An 18,368-nucleotide genomic window follows, 5' to 3' on the forward strand; every position below is an offset into this window, starting at 1 on the left:
TTCCGGCCAAATTCCTGACGCGCTCCTGACAGACAGCGCAATCCACTGCCACTCTTCCCACTGCTACTTCACAGCAACCCCACAGCTACACCGTTCTGCGTACCGCCTTAGTCGTGTCCGGACGGCCCACCCGCCGTCCGGTCTCCCCAGGCCGTGTGATCCGCGGCCGCGCAGAAGGAGTCAGTGTTGAGAAGCAGTTCCTCTCGCAGACGCACCTCCCACACCCCGTACCGCAAGGCCGCGGCCGTCGCCCTCGTCGGCGTCTCCGCGCTCATCGCCGCCGCCGTGCAGTCGGGCGCGGCCACCGCCGCCCCGGAGCAGGCACCGGCGGCCGGCCAGGCCCGTCCCGGCGCCGAGTCGGTCCGGCTCACCCCCGCCCAGCGCGCCGAGCTGATCCGCAAGGCCGACACCGGCAAGGCGGCCACCGCCAAGGAGCTGGGCCTCGGCGCCAAGGAGGCGCTCGTCGTCCGTGACGTGGTCAAGGACGCGGACGGCACCCTGCACACCCGCTACGAGCGCACCTACGCGGGTCTGCCCGTGCTCGGCGGCGACCTGGTCGTGGAGACCGCGAAGTCCGGCGCGACCGAGGACGTCACCAAGGCCAGCCGTGCCGCGATCAAGGTCGCCTCGCTGACGCCCACCGTCCCCGCGGCGAAGGCGGAGAAGCAGGCGCTGACCCTGGCGAAGGCCGACGGCGCGGCGGACGCGGACACCAACCGCGCGCCGCGCAAGGTGATCTGGGCGGCGAACGGCACCCCGGTCCTGGCGTACGAGACGGTCGTGGGCGGCCTCCAGGAGGACGGCACCCCGAACGAGCTGCATGTCGTCACCGACGCGGCCACCGGCCAGAAGCTCTACGAGTACCAGGGCATCGAGACCGGCACCGGCAACACCATGTACAGCGGCACGGTGACGCTCGGCACCACGCAGTCCGGGTCGACGTACAACCTGACCGACGCGGCGCGCGGCAACCACAAGACGTACAACCTCAACCGGGGCTCCTCCGGCACCGGCACGCTGTTCTCCGGCTCCGACGACGTCTGGGGCAACGGGGCCGCGTCCAACGCGGAGACCGCGGGCGCCGACGCGCACTACGGCGCGGCCCTGACCTGGGACTACTACAAGAACGTGCACGGGCGCAGCGGTATCCGCGGCGACGGCGTGGCCGCGTACTCGCGGGTCCACTACGGCAACGCGTACGTCAACGCGTTCTGGGACGACAGCTGCTTCTGCATGACGTACGGCGACGGCTCGGGCAACACGCACCCGCTGACGGCGATCGACGTGGCCGGCCACGAGATGACCCACGGCGTCACCTCCAACACCGCGGGCCTGAACTACTCCGGCGAGTCCGGCGGCCTCAACGAGGCGACCTCGGACATCTTCGGCACCTCGGTGGAGTTCTACGCCAACAACTCCTCGGACGTCGGTGACTACCTCATCGGCGAGGAGATCGACATCAACGGCGACGGCACGCCGCTGCGGTACATGGACAAGCCGAGCAAGGACGGCGCGTCGAAGGACAGCTGGTACTCGGGCATCGGCTCGGTCGACGTGCACTACTCGTCCGGCCCGGCGAACCATTTCTTCTACCTCCTCTCCGAGGGCAGCGGCACCAAGACGATCAACGGTGTCACCTACAACTCGCCCACGTCGGACGGTCTCGCGGTCACCGGCATAGGCCGGGACAAGGCGGAGAAGATCTGGTTCCGCGCGCTGACCACGAAGTTCACCTCGACCACCAACTACGCGGGCGCCCGCACCGGCACCCTCGCGGCGGCGGGTGAGCTGTACGGCACGACGAGCGCCGAGTACACGGCGGTGGCGAACGCCTGGGCGGGCGTCGCGGTCGGCACGCGGCCCGGCGGCGGCGGGGGCGGCGGCACCTCCTTCGAGAACACCGCCGACGTGTCGATTCCGGACAACGGCGCGGCGGTCACCTCGTCGATCACCGTCTCCGGCCGGACGGGCAACGCGCCGTCGAACCTCCAGGTCGGGGTGGACATCGTCCACACCTACATCGGTGACCTCCAGGTGCAGCTGGTCGCCCCCGACGGGACGGCGTACACGCTGAAGGCGTACGGCACCGGCGGCAGCACGGACAACCTCAGCACCACGTACACGGTGAACGCCTCCTCCGAGGTCGCCAACGGTGTCTGGCAGTTGAGGGTCCAGGACAACGCGGCCGTCGACACCGGTTACATCAACAGCTGGAAGCTGACGTTCCCGTAAACCGGGACATACGCAGCGCAGATGCCGCCCCGGGGCCACGAGCCGCCCGGGGCGGCACCGTCTTTTTGCCAGCCGATTGCCCATCGCCTGTTGGCCTTTTACCGAGGTCAACTCCGTTTACATTTCGGCAATGTTCATCGGTTGGTTGATTTTCAGCCAACATCACATCGGGGTCCTGACATGTACGCGACCTGATGCGAGGCTTCCTGGCAACCGCCGCACAACTTCACCACAGCTTCGGCCGGCATCCCCACGCCGTCCGGGCACCCCCACACCCAAGGAGCTTGTGTGACCTCCCTCTACGCGCGTCACCAGCGCACCACCCTGGCGATCGCCACCGCTGTCGCGGCCGGCGCCCTGGTCACCACCGGTCTGACCTCCGGTGCCGTGGCCGCCCCGACCGCCGCGGACGCCGCCGCCAAGCCGTCCGCCGCGCCGACCGCGCTCTCCGCCTCCGCCCGCACCGCCCTGATCAAGGACAAGCAGGCCGACGCGACCGCGACCGCGCAGGAGATAGGCCTCGGCACCAAGGAGAAGCTGGTCGTCCGCGACGTCGTCAAGGACGCCGACGGCACCGTCCACACGCGCTACGAGCGAACCTACGCGGGCCTGCCGGTGCTCGGCGGCGACCTGGTCGTCCACGAGTCGGCCGCCGGCGTGAACAAGGGCGTCACCAAGGCGACGAAGACCACCATCAAGGTCGCCTCGCTCAAGCCGGTCGTCACCGCCGCCAAGGCGGAGAAGCAGGCGCTGACCCTCGCCAAGGCCGCCGGCTCGGCCAAGACCGCGGCGGACAACGCGCCCCGCAAGGTGATCTGGGCGGGCAACGGTGCCAAGCCGGTCCTCGCGTACGAGACGGTCGTCGGTGGTCTCCAGGACGACGGCACCCCGAACGAGCTGCACGTCATCACCGACGCGGCCACCGGCAAGAAGCTCTACGAGTACCAGGGCATCGAGACCGGCACCGGCAAGAGCCTGTACTCCGGCACCGTCAGCCTCAACACCACGCTGTCGGGCTCGACGTACCAGCTGACCGACGGCACCCGCGGCGGCCACAAGACGTACAACAAGTCGCACGGCACGTCCTCCTCGGCGGGCACGCTGTTCACCGACGCCGACGACACCTGGGGCACCGGCGCGGCCTCCAGCTCCACCACCGACCAGACGGCCGCCGTCGACGCCGCCTACGGCGCCCAGGTGACCTGGGACTTCTACAAGTCGACCTTCGGCCGCAGCGGCATCAAGAACAACGGCGTGGCCGCCTACTCCCGCGTCCACTACGGCAACGCGTACGTCAACGCGTTCTGGGACGACAGCTGCTTCTGCATGACGTACGGCGACGGCGAGGGCAACGTCAACCCGCTGACCTCGCTGGACGTGGCCGGCCACGAGATGAGCCACGGCGTCACCGCGAACACCGCGGGCCTGAACTACTCCGGCGAGTCCGGCGGCCTGAACGAGGCCACCTCGGACATCTTCGGCACCGGCGTGGAGTTCTACGCCGCCAACTCCAACGACCCCGGTGACTACCTCATCGGCGAGAAGATCGACATCAACGGCGACGGCACCCCGCTGCGCTACATGGACAAGCCCAGCAAGGACGGCGGCTCGTCGGACTACTGGTCCTCCACCGTCGGCAGCAAGGACGTCCACTACTCGTCCGGCGTCGCGAACCACTTCTTCTACCTGCTGTCCGAGGGCAGCGGCTCGAAGACGATCAACGGCGTCACCTACAACTCGCCGACGTACAACGGCTCCACGGTCACCGGCATCGGCCGCGCCAAGGCGCTGCAGATCTGGTACAAGGCGCTGACGACGTACATGACCTCGACGACGAACTACAAGGCCGCCCGCACGGCGACCCTGAGCGCGGCGTCGGCGCTGTACGGCTCCAGCAGCACCGAGTACGCCACGGTCGCCGCGGCCTGGACGGCGGTCAACGTCAGCTAGTCCTGTTTCAGGTGAGAGGGCGGTACCCGGGACGAAGGCATCCCCGGGTACCGCCCTACCCTTGTCTCCCATGCCGCCCAAGGACTTCACCTACGACGACGTCGGCGCGACCCGCGACCGCCCCGGCTTCTGCCCGCCCGGCTTCCACCCGCTGCACGTGCGCACCCGCATCGGCGAGGGCCACGACCTCTTCCGGCGCGCGGCGGAGGCGGTCATGACGTGGGAGATGCACCGCGCGATGGGCGTGGGCGTCGCTGCCTCGTCGGACCGCGCGGCCCCCGACGTGGACGTCACGATCACCCTGGCCGGCCTGATCAAGGCCCCCTGCCGCGTCATATGGACGGCCGACGAACACCGCCGCGCGGGCTGGGCCTACGGCACCCTCTCCGGCCACCCCGAATCCGGCGAGGAATCCTTCCTGGTCGACCGCACGGGCGACGGCACGGTCTGGCTCACCGTCTCCGCCTTCAGCCGCGCGGCCAAGTGGTACGCGCGGGCGGCGGGGCCGGCTACGCGGGGGTTGCAGAGCGCTTATGCGCGGCGGTGCGGGACGGTGCTGCGGGGGTTGTGCACAGACGGACAGCCGTGAGGTAGCCGCCTTACGCGCCGAACCGCCCGCCTACCTCGAACCACAGCAACTTCCCGCCGTTCCGCCCGAGCGGCCAACCTCCCCACCAGTCGGCGTACTCCTGCACGAGGTACAGTCCGCGCCCGTTCTCCCTCTCGACCGGAGCAAGCGCGAGACGGTTTCCGGGAGGCTTGGCGAAGGGCGCGGGAACGTGCGGGTCGCTGTCCCAGACACCCACCCTGAGCCGCCCGTCCCCCACGGCGGTGAGCCTCAGCGTGGCCGGCCCTTCGGTGTGCAGATAGGCGTTGGCGACCAACTCGGACGTCACCAACTCGACGGCCTCCAGCACTTCCTGCCTGCCGTGCCCCCCGAGCACCGCCCGCACGGTCATCCGTGCGACCCGTGCGGCTCTGGGGTCATGCGGCAGACGGAGGGCGTACGACCAGGTGTCGGGCGGGGCTACGGTGACCATGAGGACCTCCGAAGGTGGGGGGAATCCTTGGAAGCACCACGCTAGGGGCCATGGGGAGATACATCTTCCAGTTCAGGGAGATGAGCCCACAGTTACCTCTTGTGGGGTACAAGAGCCACCGCGATGCCGTACGGAAGGAAGCGTCTTGCCGCCCACCGGCAACCCGACCCTGCGCCAGCGGCGACTGGGCGCCGAACTGCGCAGACTGCGCGAACAGGCCGGCTTCAGTGTCACCGGCGCCGCAGGTCTGCTCGGCGTCAACCAGGGACGCGTCAGCATGATCGAGACCGGACGCAGTTCCCTCAGCGCCGACCGGGTGCGCACCATGGCGTCCGCATACGCCTGTTCCGACGTGGCGCTCGTGGACGCCCTGGCCGACTTCACCGGGCGGCGGGCTCCCGGCTGGTGGGAGCCCTACCGCGAACACCTGCCCGCCGCCCTGGTCGACCTGGCCGAACTGGAACATCACGCGACGGGGCTGCGGGTGGCTCTCGTGACCCACATCCCGGCGCTGCTCCAGACCACGGACCACGCCCGTGCTCTCTTCCGGGCGGTGGTGCCGCCCATGCGGCAGTACGAGATCGAACACCGCCTCACCCACCGCATCAGACGACAGGGCATCATGCACCGGGAAACCCCACCCCGGTACTCGGCGTTCATCCACGAGTCGGCCCTACGCATGGGCTTCGGCGGCCCGGACGTCGCCTTCGGCCAGCTCAAGCATCTGATCGAAATGAGCGAGTTGCCACATGTCACGGTCAGGGTGATCCCGTTCGGCACGGAGAATTTCCCGAGCACCGGCCAGTCCTTCGACTACGTCGAGGGTCCTGTACGTCAACTCGATACCGTGCAGTTGGACACCCACCATGGCGGCTGCGGGTTTCTCGACTCCGAGGCACAGTTGACCAAGTACCGTGCCGTTCTCGACCACATGGAGACCTGCGCACTACCCCCGGCCACGTCACGCGACTTCATCAATCGTCTCGCCCAGGGCATCTGAAAGGCATCGACGTGCAAACTCTCCACTGGCAGAAGTCCTCGTACAGCGGCGACAGTTCGAACTGCGTCAACATCGCCGCCTCCCCGACCGGTTCCCTCCACCTCCGCGAGAGCGACGAGCCGGGCGTCGTCCTCACCACGACGACGCCCGGCCTGCATGCCCTGATACGCGGCCTCAAGGGCGACCCAGAACAGTTGTGGAGAGGTCAGGTGCGGGAGACCACGCCGCAGCCCTCCTCACGATCCGCGGCGATGTCCGGACTACGGTCGTAGGGGTCCGTCGTCGGCCCGGTCGGGGTCGGGCCCGCAGTCCCGCTCGTCGAAAGGTGTCGGCGTTGTCGTCGACGGGGGCACACTGTCGCGGACAGGTTGGCCAGCAGTTCCGCCCCGCCCGGCGAAGCCCTCGTCGTAGGTACTCTGAGAACCCTGGCCGATTCGCTTTCCCCGTGCGCGGCGACGCTCCGCGGAATTGACGTACGAAGAATTCCTGTCGCCCCACAACGGCGTCTCCTTCATTGCCTCGACGCCCGGTTGGGCATTCAACACGCGGACCAGGAACTCCGCCGTCCCGAAGTCGTACTGGGTCCAGATGTCGTCGCCGTGGCTGAAGACCATCACGGCCCACTTGTCTGGTTCGCCGCGGGTGAGCCAGCAGAAGAGGTCGGCGCTGCTCGCGGCTCCCCAGGTCACCAATTCCTCGGGTTCGGCTTCGATTGCGGTGGGCTCCGTTTCCGCCCAGGTCTCGCGGGCGTCCGCCGTGATGAAACCCATGCCGCCGCGTGGCGCGCCGGGTTCGTCGCAGGTTTCCGGCGTGACGGTGGTGGGGGCGATGACCTGAAGGTAGTCCCCGAGGAGCACATCACCGTAGCGGGCAATGAGGTTCTTGTAGTCGGAGGGAAACTCCAGCCCCCAGGCTTCCTCGACCGCTGCCCAGTCCACGGCCAGGCCGCTGCCCGGCCGTGGAGGCAACAGCTCTGTAAATGCCTCGAAGCAGTTCTGCGCTGTCATGATTGCCGTTCTCACCGCCAGGGTTGTTCACCAGTGCGGGAGTGTGCGGATCTGAGGGGCGAGGTTCGCTCAGTCTCCGAACATACCTGCGAACGGATCGGCCTCCCCGGTCCAGGGGTCGATCCCGGAGTCCCGGAGCCGCTGCTGCTCGTCCCGGTGGAGGAAGCGGGGGGAAGCGGCACCCCAGAGAGACAGGTCTCCGAGGGGACAACGGTCGAACTCCGCGCGAAAAACGTGACAGAGGAACTCGGCCATTCCGCCTGGATATTCGGACCAGCGCCCGCCGTCCCGGCTCCACACCACCACGGGCCACTTGTCCGGGTCGTCCCCGGCGGCCCGCCAGCACAGGATGTCCGCACTGGAGTCCAGGCCCCAGGTGATGAGCCGTGGCTCGGGAGGCTCGGCCCGCCACGTCTCCTCCGCGTTCCGCGACTCCTCGGCCATCCCCATGTACGCAGGACCGCCGTCGAAGCCACCCCGGGGCTCGGCAAGCAGCACGCTCAGGTAGTCGTCGATCGTGCCCGCGCCGTACTCGGCCATGAACTTCTTGAAGTCTCCGGGGAAGGGGGTGCCCCAACTCGCCTCCACGGCACCCCAGTCCACCGTGTCACCCGCCCCCGGGTGAGAGGGCATGACCCTCCTCAGCTCATCGAACCAGGTCAAGACTTCACCGCCTCTCGGGCATTACGGTAGCGAACCGGTCGGTACCGGAAGGCCACTGCGGCTGTCGATGACCATGCCGTAGTTCTTCCAGCCCTTGCGCGGACTATGGACCGAGTTGGGAACGGTCAGGCTGAACGCGATACCGGGGGAGCCGTCGGGCATGGTGCCCCGGGCCGTGATGTCGAAGGAGACCGGCACAGTCCGTGCTCCCGAATACTGCGGTGTCACCTTGTAGTGGACCACCTGGCCGTGGTCGACGGCGTCCTTCACCTGGCTCTCGTAGGAGAACATGTGGTCGTCGATCCGGCCGTCGCCCCGCACGGCGGCGTTCGCCTGGCGTGAGCAGGTGGCCAGATTCCGCAGGTCCGTGCCCGAGCCTCTGAGATCGCTGCCGAGCAGGTGGCAGGCGTTGACGGCGAGGGCCGGGTCGAGGCCGCCGAGGTGTCCCACGTAAGCCCTGGCCCACTGGTAGCCGGGCGGTTTTATCCCCTGGACGGTCGAGCTGCCCTCGTGCGTGTCGAAGTAGTCACTGTCCAGGCACGCCTCCACGCCGGTGGCCCTGTTGCCGTTCGCGCTGTCGAGGTCGTTGTACTCCACCCAGCCCTCGCCACCGCGACGGCAGTCGCCGCGGTTCTGGGTGTCCGTGCCCGTCCCGTTGCCGTCGGCGAGCAGCCCGTTCGGGGCCAGCGCCTCGATCGGGATGAACGCCGTGATCTCGGCCAGTGTGTGGTCCAGGATGAGCGCTCTTTCCAGCGCACCCTGCTGAATCCGAGCCGCGTCCACTCTCGGCTTCGGGGCCGGGCGAGTCGGCGCAGGAGTCGGGTTCTTGCCCCGGTTCGGGTTTCGAGGGGGCGTGGGCTTCCTGGGCTGTGTCGGCCGCATGGTTGTGGAACCACGCGACGTGGATGAGCCGGAACCGCGTCCGCCACGGCCGTAACTTCCGCTGCTGCCAGGAGGCCTGCTGGAGGTCTTGCAGTTGTAGGTGCAGCGTGACGACTTGGGCGGCCTGGCCGGGCGAGTGCGCCCGGCGCCGCAGCGCCTGGCGTTGCACATGTCGTTGCGCGGATCGCGGTACCTGCTCGTGCTCCTGGAACGCCTGGTGCTCTTGGAGGATCCCCTGGTGGTTCCGCCTCGCGCCTTGGTGCTTCCGCCGCCGCGGGTGCTGCCTCGGCCCATGCCGAGGCCGCCGCGGCCACCGCCGCCACCGCCGCCTTTTCGGCCAGCCATTCGAGCGCCGCCACGGGGACGGGCCAGTCGGCCGCACTCACGGAGATCGCGAGCGTTTCGCCATCTCTCCGGACCAGATTCTCCACCGTCCACAGGCCGCTCTCGCCGGATATCCAGTAGAGCCAACCGGGCAGGTCCCACCCGTGTCGAGGCTGGTGACGGCGTAGAGGGTCTCCCGGGTGTGCCGCTTGCCGCTCTTCTGGCGGCGTCGGTGGATGCGCAGGGCCAGCCGCGCTTCCGCGAAGGCGATCCCGCCCAGGTTCGCCGCGATGGCCATGGTCTTGACCGAGCGGGACTCACGCCGCCCGTGCCCTGTTGCGGAAACGGTGTGCGCCACGGGCACCTGCTCCCATGGCAGGGCCTTGACCTGGGCTGACGCGGTCGGCTGGTTTCCCTTGATCACCGCGATGTAGTGGGCCTTCTTCTCCTGCACCAGCCAGCGCACCTGGTCCTTGACGCTGTGCAGGGCGTCGAAGGCGACCACGGCGCCGGCCAGATCGAGTAGTTCCAGCAGCGGGCGGAAGGGGGCCGTCTCCGGCGGACAGCAGGTGCCGGTAGTGCTGGGTTCGGTGGGCGGAGCCGGACAGCGCCTTCGCCGTCCACCGCAATCGCCGACCGCGGCGCCGAGCCGGTGGTACCGACGTCGGTGTGGTCGCGTTCGGCCAGGTAGGCACCGATCACGTCGTCCAGGGCGTCGCCGTCGAGGGCGGCCAGGAGCCGGGTGAGGGTGGAATGGGACGGGGCGTGCCGGCGTCCGGGCAGGTGGCGGCGGATGCCGAATTGTTCCAGCACCGTGGCGGCGGCGCGCTGCCCCCACTCTGTGATCTCGGTGATGGTCCGGGCGCCGGAGACGACTACCAGCAGCAAACCGACCGCCCAAGGGATACCACCGCCCGCGACGCGACCGTGGGTCGGGTAGGCACTGGAGGTGGGCGCGCAGGCGGTCCGTGTCGTGCGGGCGGAGGGGGACCAGTTTCACCAGGACGGCAGGGATCGGGGAGGATGGGGCAGCAGGCACGGGACCTCAATGTCATCAACTGGCGTAGACACCCTTGATCACCGGTCTCGTGCCGGTGCTGCTCCCGCGTCAACTCCCACCGAGCACGGACGATCCACGCGATCCCGGAACTTGCAACCCCCTGCCAATCCACTGGAGCGGGTCAACCACGAGGTCAAGCGCCGCGTCGACGTCCTCCAGATCTTCCCCAACGACGACGCGCTCCTGCGACTGGTCACCGCCGTCCTGTTCGAGCTGCACGACGAATGGATCGCCTTCCCCCGCCGCTACCTGCCCGAAGGAAGCATGGATCAGCTTTACCCCGCCTAGCTCCCCGACAGCGCCCCCGCGCTACCGAATACCACCAACACGCCCTGACCAAGATCGGCTGCACCAACCAGCGGGACACCATCCAGTTGCGCTTCACCGACGCCGACGGCATGCGCCTGACCTATTTCGACACCAACATCACATAAGAGTCAATCTACCTAGATCAAATTTCCTCTCAGGCGGGCGGTGTGGTCGAGGCGGCAGACCGCATGAGGGCGGGGGCGGCCAGAGCGGCAGGCGCAACACAGCTCAACAGGACCACGGGCCATGCCGCCAGGGCCACAAAAAGCGAGGTGGGGACACTTGCGCAAACGGCGGCCACTGCGACCGCGACGGCGCGAGCGGACCCTGAGGCCGGATTGGTGCTCATCGCCTTGGCCCAGAGCAACACGACCATGGTGATCCCCAACTCGACGACCGCTGCGGGAAGGGCTCCCTGGAGCGCACCCGCCCACCGGCGCCCGCTCTGCCGGCTCCCTCCGGACTGCGCCTCGGCCACACTCAAAAAGATGTAGTAGAAAATCGCCAATGGTGCGACCGCCGACACTGCGACGCATCCGAGCCGGATCAGGAGCCGAAAAGCTTTCATATTTCACCTTCATCTCTGCCCCGGATTTGCCGGGATGGTATCGGGCGACCGGAAACCGGACCGCCGGGCCGCTCGAAGCCATCGGGAACTCCTGCCCGTATCCATACTCGTGCATGGCCGCGTATCGATTCAGGGGAATACCGACAGCCTTCTTGTCCTTGTCAAAGTTCCAGTCCTTGTACACCTGGACGTTGAACGTCATCCGACCGACTTCCCGTCCGAAATGGCGGTTCCGGTGACGCGGACTTGCGCATGCCCGATGCCGTAGTGGTTGTCCTCGGTCTCGAGATTCAGTCCGCTATCTCACGCAGAAGGCCTTTGCACGCGGCATGACCTCTCACGTAGCGACATTCACCGCTCTTGGAATCGACGACAACTCCCGGACTGCCACCGAACCTTGGTCTCCCGTTCGGAGCCGACGGACTAACGGTGATCTGAAACAGGTAGAGACCTGCCGTCGAGATTCCCCGAAAAAGGAACCCCCATCGCAATCCATCGATTCCAGGAAGATTACGGGAACCGAATTCTCGTGCCGCCAGCGTAGCGGCCTCCAGGGTGATCAATGTGCGCCACTTCCCGTGTGCATGAACTCCCAGTGATCTCAATCCAAGTCCGCATATCCGCCCGCCTGCCCGTCAACGAACTTCACGTTCCCTCCGCGGTTCACTGCGTTGAAGAAGTGGCCTATGTCCGAACCCTCCTGCCAGGCGAAGATGACTCCTCGTGCTCCATTCCGGTGTCTTGAGCAACTCGTTCGCGACCCCGGCCGCACCGTCGTCCTGACACTTGAATGTACTTCCGAAGTAATATTCCAGCTCCTCGGGGGCCACTACACCGCTGTCCCACGCTTTCACGGGCTTACCAGCGAGTGTGCTGTCGGTCGCGATGGCACATGCTCCACAGTTGTACCAATTCTTGGGGCGCCGTGTTCTGCCGCATTGATGAACTTGAGGGACCCACCCACTGTGGCCCCAGCGATCGTCAAGCTGCTGCCGGACGCTCCGCCGCCCGCCATGAGCCTGCTGACCGGACTCCTCAATTGCCCGGACGCGCTGATGACGTGATCGAAGGGCACCTCACGACAGGACGGCCGAGGTTCGCGGTCCCGCGTTCCGTGCGCACGTGACGCAAGACCGCCCCGCCTGTCTGTCCTCAGCCAGGAGATCATGCGAACGGATCAGGGGTGGCTGCGGCAGCGCCGGAACCCGGCCGCTCCAATGGAGTTCGTTGCCCTTGTGCAGAGATCTGGGCCGACACTGTGCACACTGACCGGCCGCGGCAGCCCGTGGGACCTGACGCCAGAGCAAACGGCGCAAACATGCGAAGAGGTAGCGGCAGGCCCGAGCCGGGGTGGCGTCGTCGCCACGCGGACCAGCTGAACCGCACGTCGTTGCAGGTCAGCGGGATCAGTCCGTCCGGGTTGTATCGCTGACGCGTTCGTGGGAGGCGTCAGCGGCGAGAAAGCATGGTCGAGCATGGCGAAGGTGGCCCAGCAGTGCCCCGTCAGGGTCGACGAGGCCCATGCCACCTCCGCTGGGAGGCCGAGTGTCCCTTCCGTCGGCGCGTCAGCGCATCAGCACCCCCGCCCCCTCCGCCCCCTCCTCCCCCGGCACCGCCACCACCCCCAGCTCCGCGCCGGAGGCGAGGAGGCGGTGGGACGGGAGGATGCGGACCGTGTAGCCATAGGGGCCGGTGCGGTCCAGGGAGAGGGGGCCCTCGTAGAGCCAGCGGCCCTCCAGGTCGGGGCCCGAGGCGGCCTTCAGGGGGACCGTGGCCGCGTCAGTGATGCGGTCCTCCTCGTCGACCCGGCCGGAGACCGCCTGGACCTCGACGTCCTCGGGGGCGAGTTCGCCGAGGCCCACCCGGACGCGCAGGGCGAGGGTCGTGCCGAGTTCGGCGGTCGTGGTGGCGACCGACGTCTCGACGTGGTCGACCGTCACCGCGTGCCAGGCGGCGCGCACCCTCGTCTTCCAGACGGCCAGTTCACGGGCCGTGTCGGGGCTCATCGCGCGGTGGGCCTGGGCGGCCGGCGTGTAGAGGCGGTCGACGTACTCGCGGACCATCCGGCCGGCCAGGACCTTGGGGCCGAGCAGGGTGAGGGTCTGGCGGACCATCTCGATCCAGCGGTCGGGCAGACCGGCGCGGCCCCGCTCGTAGAAGCGGGGCGTGATGCGCTGCTCGAGGAGGTCGTACAGCGCCGCCGCCTCGATGTCGTCGCGGTGGTCGGGGTCGGTGCCGGCGCCGTCCGCGGTGGGGATGGCCCAGCCGAAGTCGGGCTGGAACCACTCGTCCCACCAGCCGTCCAGGACGGAGAGGTTGAGGCAGCCGTTGAGCGCCGCCTTCATGCCCGAGGTGCCGCACGCCTCCAGGGGGCGGAGGGGGTTGTTGAGCCAGATGTCGCAGCCGGGGTACAGCTTCTGCGCCATCGCCATGCCGTAGTCGGGGAGGAAGACGATGCGGTGGCGGACCCGGGGGTCGTCCGAGAACCGGACCAGTTCCTGGACCAGGCGTTTACCGCCGTCGTCCGCCGGGTGCGCCTTGCCCGCGACCACGATCTGGATCGGGTGCGTCGGGTGCAGGAGAAGTTCCATCAGGCGGTCGCGGTCGCGCAGCATCAGCGTCAGACGCTTGTACGACGGGACGCGGCGCGCGAAGCCGATGGTCAGGACGTCGGGGTCCAGGACCCCGTCGATCCAGCCCAGCTCGGCGGTGCCCGCGCCCCGCTGCCGCCAGGAGGCCCGCAGCCGCTTACGCACCTCCACCACCAGCTGTTCGCGCAGGACGCGCCGCAGGTCCCAGATGCTCTGGTCGGAGATGCCGGAGACGACGTCCCAGCGGTCGCCGTCGCCGACGGCCAGCGCGTCCTCGGCGCGCTGGGCGCCCACCTGGCGGGCGCCGAGCCGCAGCACCTCGGGGGCGACCCAGGTCGGGGCGTGCACCCCGTTGGTGACGGAGGTGATCGGCACCTCGTCGGGGTCGAAGCCGGGCCACAGGCCGGAGAACATCTCCCGGCTGACATGGCCGTGCAGCAGGGACACCCCGTTGGCCCGCTGGGCGAGCCGGAGGCCCATCACGGCCATGTTGAAGAGGTTCGGCTCGCCGCCCGGGTACGTCTCCATGCCCAGCCGCAGGATGCGGTCGACGTCCATGCGCGGGAGTTCGGCGTCGGGGCCGAAGTGGCGGGCGACCAGCTCACGGTCGAAGCGGTCGATGCCGGCCGGGACGGGGGTGTGGGTGGTGAAGACGGTCCCCGCACGGACCGCCTCCAGTCCCGGGTCGAAGTCCAGTCCGGCGTCGCGGAGTTCGGAGATCCGCTCCAGGCCCAGGAAGCCCGCGTGCCCCTCGTTGGTGTGGAACACCTCGGGCGGGGCGTGCCCGGTGAGCCGGCAGTACGTCCGTACCGCCCGGACACCTCCTATGCCGAGCAGCATCTCCTGCAGCAGCCGGTGTTCGCTGCCGCCGCCGTAGAGCCGGTCGGTCACGCCGCGTTCACCGAGGCCGTTCTCCTCGACGTCGGAGTCCAGCATCAGCAGGGGGACGCGGCCGACCCGGGCCAGCCAGACGCGGGCGTGCAGCGACCTTCCGCCGGGCAGGGCCAGGGAGACCCGGGCGGGGGTGCCGTCGTCCTCCCGCAGCAGGGTCAGCGGGAGTTCGTTGGGGTCGAGGACGGGATAGTGCTCCTGCTGCCAGCCGTCGCGGGAGAGGGTCTGGCGGAAGTAGCCGTGGCGGTAGAGGAGTCCGACGCCGATCAGGGGGACGCCGAGATCGCTGGCCGCCTTGAGGTGGTCCCCGGCGAGGATGCCGAGGCCGCCGGAGTACTGGGGCAGGGCGGCCGTGATGCCGAACTCGGGCGAGAAGTAGGCGACGGCGGCGGGGAGTTCGGCGGCGCTGGGCCGGGTCTGGTACCAGCGGTCGCCGGTCAGATAGTCGTGCAGTTCGTCCACGGCGGCGGTCAGCCGGCGCAGGAAGCGGCGGTCCTCGGCCAGTTCGGCGAGGCGCTCCGGCCGTACGCCGCCGAGCAGCCGTACCGGGTCCCCGTCCGAGGCGGCCCAGCGCTCGGGATCGACGGACTGGAAGAGTTCACGGGTGTCCGCGTGCCATGACCAGCGCAGATTGCGGGCCAGGTCACTGAGCGGCCGGAGGGGTTCGGGGAGAAGGGGTCGGACGGTGAATCGACGGATCGCCTTCACATTCCACCTCGGCGTGGCGCGTTCGCTGGATGGACGTACGGCTGTGTACGCCCGGTCATCCAGCACGGTACCGGTGTTGTCCTCGCCCCTGCCGTAGGCCAGACCGGCCGGATCAAGCAAATGGCGATATGGCCGATTCACCCCCCTAGGCCACCTTGTGACCCCTCACCCCGCACGAGAGGCTGCCCAGTGGCGCGCCCGGTGGTCGCAGCGGTCCGGCGTGCGCCGCGTCGAGGAGGGGAACGCGAACCATGGCACGGACGCGCATCCGGCGTCTGCGCCGGGCGGGGAGCCTGACCGCGGTCGTCACGACCCTGGTCCTGTCGGCCGCAAGTCCGCCCGCGCACGCCGTACCGGAGGGAAGAGTCGTCGGCGCCGGTCTGCCCGGTTCCGTCGGCGGCAGCTATCTCGTGACGTTGAAGGGGGACACCCGGGCGTCCTCGGCGGCCGGTCGGCGACTCGTCACCGCCCATGGGGCGAGAATCAGCCACACCTACGGCACGGTCCTCAACGGCTTCGCCGTGCGCGCGAGCGCGAGACAGGCCCGGCGGCTCGCGGCCGACCCCGGGGTCGCCTCGGTCGTCCAGGACAGCGAGGTGACGGTGGACTCCGCGAAGAGAGCGCCGTCCTGGGGGCTGGACCGGATCGACCAGCCGGGTCTGCCGCTGGACGGCCGCTATCGCGCGCCGGGGTCCGGGGGCGCCGGGGTGACGGTGTACGTCATCGACACCGGGATCCGGATCACCCACGACGACTTCGGCGGGCGCGCGAGCTACGGCTGGGACTTCGTCGACGGTGACCGCACCGCCGCCGACGGCAACGGCCACGGCACCCAGGTCGCCGGCATCATCGCGGGCCGCACCCTCGGTGTCGCCGGAAAGGCGAAGGTCATCGCCGTACGCGTCCTGGACGACGCGGGCGCCGGCACCACCGCGCAGGCCATCGCCGGCATCGACTGGGTCACCCGGCACGCCCGCAGGCCGGCCGTCGCCAACCTCAGCCTGGGCGGCTCGTACAACGCGCAGCTCGACGCGGCCGTCCGCGCCTCCATCAGATCCGGTGTCACCTATGTCGTGGCGGCGGGCAACGGGGGCCGGGCCGCCGCCCTGGAGTCCCCCGCCGACGTCCGGGAGGCCGTCACCGTCGGCGCCACCGACCGCAGGGACTCCCGTGCCGCGTTCTCCAACTACGGTTCGGCCCTCGACCTGTTCGCGCCGGGGGTGTCGATCACCTCCGCGTCGTCCACCAGCGACACCGGCCGAGTCACCTCCTCGGGTACGTCGATGGCGGCGCCGCACGCGGCGGGAGCGGCCGCGCTCCATCTCGCCGGTCACCCGAAAGCCACCCCGGCCCAGGTGGCCCGGGCGCTGGTCGCGGGGGCCGTGAACGGCAAGGTCTCCGGCCGGGGGGCCGGTTCGCCGGACAAACTCCTCCAGGTGACCCCCGCCAGGTGACGGACCACCACGACCGGCTCCCTTCCGCGCCCGCCGAGGCCGCGAACGGGGCCGGTCTTGTGCGTAGACATACGCGTGAGTAGTTAACAAAGTGCCGGAATGCGCACCCGATTAGGGTGGGAAGGCTCCCCCGGTACTGGACCCCACATCCCTCCGCCCACCCTCGTTGCTGCGGACAGGAGCGGTCATGCCCGCCACGCACCACTCGTCATCACCCCCGACACCCCGTACCCCCCGTACCGAGGCCACCCATGCCTCCGAAGCCGCGCCGCCCGTGCCCACCGCCGTCGGGCGCATCCCGGTCCTCGACGTCCGCCCCCTGGTCCAGCAGGGGCGCCGGCCGGCGAAGGCCGTCACCGGTGAGACCTTCGAGGTCTCGGCGACCGTGTTCCGCGAGGGCCACGACGCCGTCGCCGCCAATGTCGTACTGAAGGACCCCGACGGCCGGCCCGGTCCCTGGACCCCGATGCGTGAACTCGCCCCGGGCAGCGACCGCTGGGGCGCCGACGTCACCCCGGACGCGCCGGGCCGCTGGACGTACCAGGTGGAGGCCTGGAGCGATCCGGTCGCCACCTGGCGGCACCACGCGCAGATCAAGATCCCCGCGGGGATGGACACCGAGCTCGTCCTGGAGGAGGGCGCCCGGCTGTACGAGCGCGCGGTGGCCGGGGTGGCCAAGGGGGGTGGAAAACGCGCCGTTCTGCGTGCCGCGGTCGCCGCCCTGCGCGACGAGGCCCGCCCCCCGGCCTCCCGTCTGGCGGCGGCGTTGACGCCGGAGGTGGACGCGGTCCTGGCCCGGTATCCGCTGCGGGACCTGCTCACCGCCTCCGAGCCGCTGCCCCTGCTGGTCGAACGCGAACGGGCCCTGTACGGCTCCTGGTACGAGTTCTTCCCCCGCTCCGAGGGCACCGCCGACACCCCGCACGGCACCTTCCGCACCGCCGCCCGCCGGCTCCCCGCCATCGCCGCCATGGGCTTCGACGTCGTCTACCTCCCCCCGATCCACCCCATCGGCACCACCTTCCGCAAAGGCCGCAACAACACCCTGCACGCCACCCCCGACGACGTCGGCGTCCCCTGGGCCATCGGCTCCCCCGAAGGCGGCCACGACAGCGTCCACCCCGGCCTCGGCACCCTCGACGACTTCGCCCGCTTCGTCGAACAGGCCCGCACCCTCGGCCTCGAGATCGCCCTCGACTTCGCCCTGCAGTGCTCCCCCGACCACCCCTGGGTGCACAAACACCCCGAGTGGTTCCACCACCGCCCCGACGGCACCATCGCCCACGCCGAGAACCCGCCGAAGAAGTACCAGGACATCTACCCCATCGCCTTCGACGCCGACCTCGACGGCCTCATCACCGAGACCCTGCGCGTCCTGCGCCACTGGATGGCGCACGGCGTGCGGATCTTCCGCGTCGACAACCCCCACACCAAACCGGTCGTCTTCTGGGAACGGGTCATCGCCGACATCAACCGCACCGACCCCGACGTCCTCTTCCTCGCCGAGGCCTTCACCCGCCCCGCGATGATGCGCACCCTCGCCCAGATCGGCTTCCAGCAGTCCTACACCTACTTCACCTGGCGCAACACCAAACAGGAACTGACCGAGTACCTCACCGAACTCTCGGGGGAGACCGCCTCCTACATGCGGCCCAACCTCTTCGCCAACACCCCCGACATCCTCCACGA

At 69.3% G+C, this 18,368-nt stretch carries 15 protein-coding genes and 1 pseudogene; 8 read left to right on the top strand and 8 right to left on the bottom strand.

The window, feature by feature from the left end:
* Positions 1-186: 186 nt before the first annotated feature.
* From ABZ464_RS48405 to ABZ464_RS48415, 3 genes are all read left to right on the top strand, one after another.
* Positions 187-2,232, top strand: coding sequence for a M4 family metallopeptidase (locus tag ABZ464_RS48405; RefSeq protein ID WP_359288671.1), 2,046 nt, complete (start codon positions 187-189; stop codon positions 2,230-2,232).
* Positions 2,233-2,520: 288 nt separating this feature from the next.
* Positions 2,521-4,182 carry a M4 family metallopeptidase gene (locus ABZ464_RS48410; protein ID WP_359288673.1) on the top strand — a complete coding sequence of 554 codons (1,662 nt, stop codon included), beginning with the start codon at positions 2,521-2,523 and terminating at the stop codon, positions 4,180-4,182.
* A 70-nt stretch (positions 4,183-4,252) separates the two neighbouring features.
* Positions 4,253-4,771 carry a DUF1990 domain-containing protein gene (locus ABZ464_RS48415; protein ID WP_359288675.1) on the top strand — a complete coding sequence of 173 codons (519 nt, stop codon included), beginning with the start codon at positions 4,253-4,255 and terminating at the stop codon, positions 4,769-4,771.
* A 10-nt stretch (positions 4,772-4,781) separates the two neighbouring features.
* Here ABZ464_RS48415 and ABZ464_RS48420 read toward each other — a convergent pair whose 3' ends face one another.
* Complete coding sequence (locus ABZ464_RS48420) at positions 4,782-5,222, bottom strand: ATP-binding protein (protein WP_359288677.1); 441 nt, start codon at positions 5,220-5,222, stop codon at positions 4,782-4,784.
* A gap of 145 nt (positions 5,223-5,367) precedes the next feature.
* On the opposite strand from ABZ464_RS48420, the gene ABZ464_RS48425 reads away from it, so the two are divergent.
* Complete coding sequence (locus ABZ464_RS48425) at positions 5,368-6,222, top strand: helix-turn-helix transcriptional regulator (RefSeq protein WP_359288679.1); 855 nt, start codon at positions 5,368-5,370, stop codon at positions 6,220-6,222.
* Positions 6,223-6,233: 11 nt separating this feature from the next.
* The gene (locus tag ABZ464_RS48430; protein WP_359288681.1) at positions 6,234-6,494 is read left to right on the top strand and encodes a DUF397 domain-containing protein; all 261 of its coding nucleotides are present in this window, start codon (positions 6,234-6,236) and stop codon (positions 6,492-6,494) included.
* On the opposite strand, the gene ABZ464_RS48435 is transcribed toward ABZ464_RS48430, so the two are convergent.
* The 5 genes from ABZ464_RS48435 to ABZ464_RS48455 form a co-directional block, all read right to left on the bottom strand.
* Positions 6,483-7,229: an SMI1/KNR4 family protein gene (locus ABZ464_RS48435; protein ID WP_359288683.1), complete on the bottom strand. Its 747-nt coding sequence runs from the start codon at positions 7,227-7,229 to the stop codon at positions 6,483-6,485. The two genes, ABZ464_RS48430 and ABZ464_RS48435, sit on opposite strands and share 12 nt — an antisense overlap.
* Positions 7,230-7,298: 69 nt before the next feature.
* On the bottom strand, positions 7,299-7,862 hold the full coding sequence (locus ABZ464_RS48440; protein WP_359288685.1) for an SMI1/KNR4 family protein: 564 nt from the start codon (positions 7,860-7,862) through the stop codon (positions 7,299-7,301).
* A 51-nt stretch (positions 7,863-7,913) separates the two neighbouring features.
* Positions 7,914-8,675: a DNA/RNA non-specific endonuclease gene (locus ABZ464_RS48445; protein ID WP_359288687.1), complete on the bottom strand. Its 762-nt coding sequence runs from the start codon at positions 8,673-8,675 to the stop codon at positions 7,914-7,916.
* Positions 8,676-9,156: 481 nt separating this feature from the next.
* Positions 9,157-9,603 (bottom strand): hypothetical protein, encoded by a 447-nt coding sequence (locus ABZ464_RS48450; protein WP_359288699.1) that lies wholly within the window; start codon positions 9,601-9,603, stop codon positions 9,157-9,159.
* The gene (locus ABZ464_RS48455; protein WP_359288689.1) at positions 9,519-9,986 is read right to left on the bottom strand and encodes a transposase family protein; all 468 of its coding nucleotides are present in this window, start codon (positions 9,984-9,986) and stop codon (positions 9,519-9,521) included. Before ABZ464_RS48455 ends, ABZ464_RS48450 begins: the two co-directional genes overlap by 85 nt.
* Before the next feature lie 277 nt (positions 9,987-10,263).
* On the opposite strand from ABZ464_RS48455, the pseudogene ABZ464_RS48460 reads away from it, so the two are divergent.
* Positions 10,264-10,446, top strand: a pseudogene (locus tag ABZ464_RS48460) (transposase); the annotation flags it as partial.
* 1,190 nt (positions 10,447-11,636) lie between these two features.
* Here ABZ464_RS48460 and ABZ464_RS48465 read toward each other — a convergent pair.
* Positions 11,637-11,807: a toxin glutamine deamidase domain-containing protein gene (locus tag ABZ464_RS48465; protein WP_359288691.1), complete on the bottom strand. Its 171-nt coding sequence runs from the start codon at positions 11,805-11,807 to the stop codon at positions 11,637-11,639.
* 793 nt (positions 11,808-12,600) lie between these two features.
* The gene (gene glgP / locus ABZ464_RS48470) at positions 12,601-15,225 is read right to left on the bottom strand and encodes an alpha-glucan family phosphorylase (protein WP_359288693.1); all 2,625 of its coding nucleotides are present in this window, start codon (positions 15,223-15,225) and stop codon (positions 12,601-12,603) included.
* A gap of 251 nt (positions 15,226-15,476) precedes the next feature.
* Between glgP and ABZ464_RS48475 the strand changes: the two genes are divergently transcribed.
* Positions 15,477-16,679 (top strand): S8 family peptidase, encoded by a 1,203-nt coding sequence (locus ABZ464_RS48475; protein WP_359288695.1) that lies wholly within the window; start codon positions 15,477-15,479, stop codon positions 16,677-16,679.
* Between the two features lie 187 nt (positions 16,680-16,866).
* Positions 16,867-18,368: maltotransferase domain-containing protein (locus ABZ464_RS48480; RefSeq protein WP_359288697.1), on the top strand; the 1,502-nt coding region annotated here is incomplete at its 3' end.

Source organism: Streptomyces sp. NPDC005820, assembly GCF_040630255.1.
Classification (GTDB): Bacteria; Actinomycetota; Actinomycetes; order Streptomycetales; family Streptomycetaceae; genus Streptomyces.

Bases quoted from the DNA above. Each gene is read 5' to 3' on its own strand.
- ABZ464_RS48440 (WP_359288685.1), bottom strand. From the start codon at position 7,862: ATGCCCTCTCACCCGGGGGCGGGTGACACGGTGGACTGGGGTGCCGTG.
- ABZ464_RS48415 (WP_359288675.1), top strand. From the start codon at position 4,253: ATGCCGCCCAAGGACTTCACCTACGACGACGTCGGCGCGACCCGCGAC.
- ABZ464_RS48435 (WP_359288683.1), bottom strand. From the start codon at position 7,229: ATGACAGCGCAGAACTGCTTCGAGGCATTTACAGAGCTGTTGCCTCCA.
- ABZ464_RS48475 (WP_359288695.1), top strand. From the start codon at position 15,477: ATGGCACGGACGCGCATCCGGCGTCTGCGCCGGGCGGGGAGCCTGACC.
- ABZ464_RS48420 (WP_359288677.1), bottom strand. From the start codon at position 5,222: ATGGTCACCGTAGCCCCGCCCGACACCTGGTCGTACGCCCTCCGTCTG.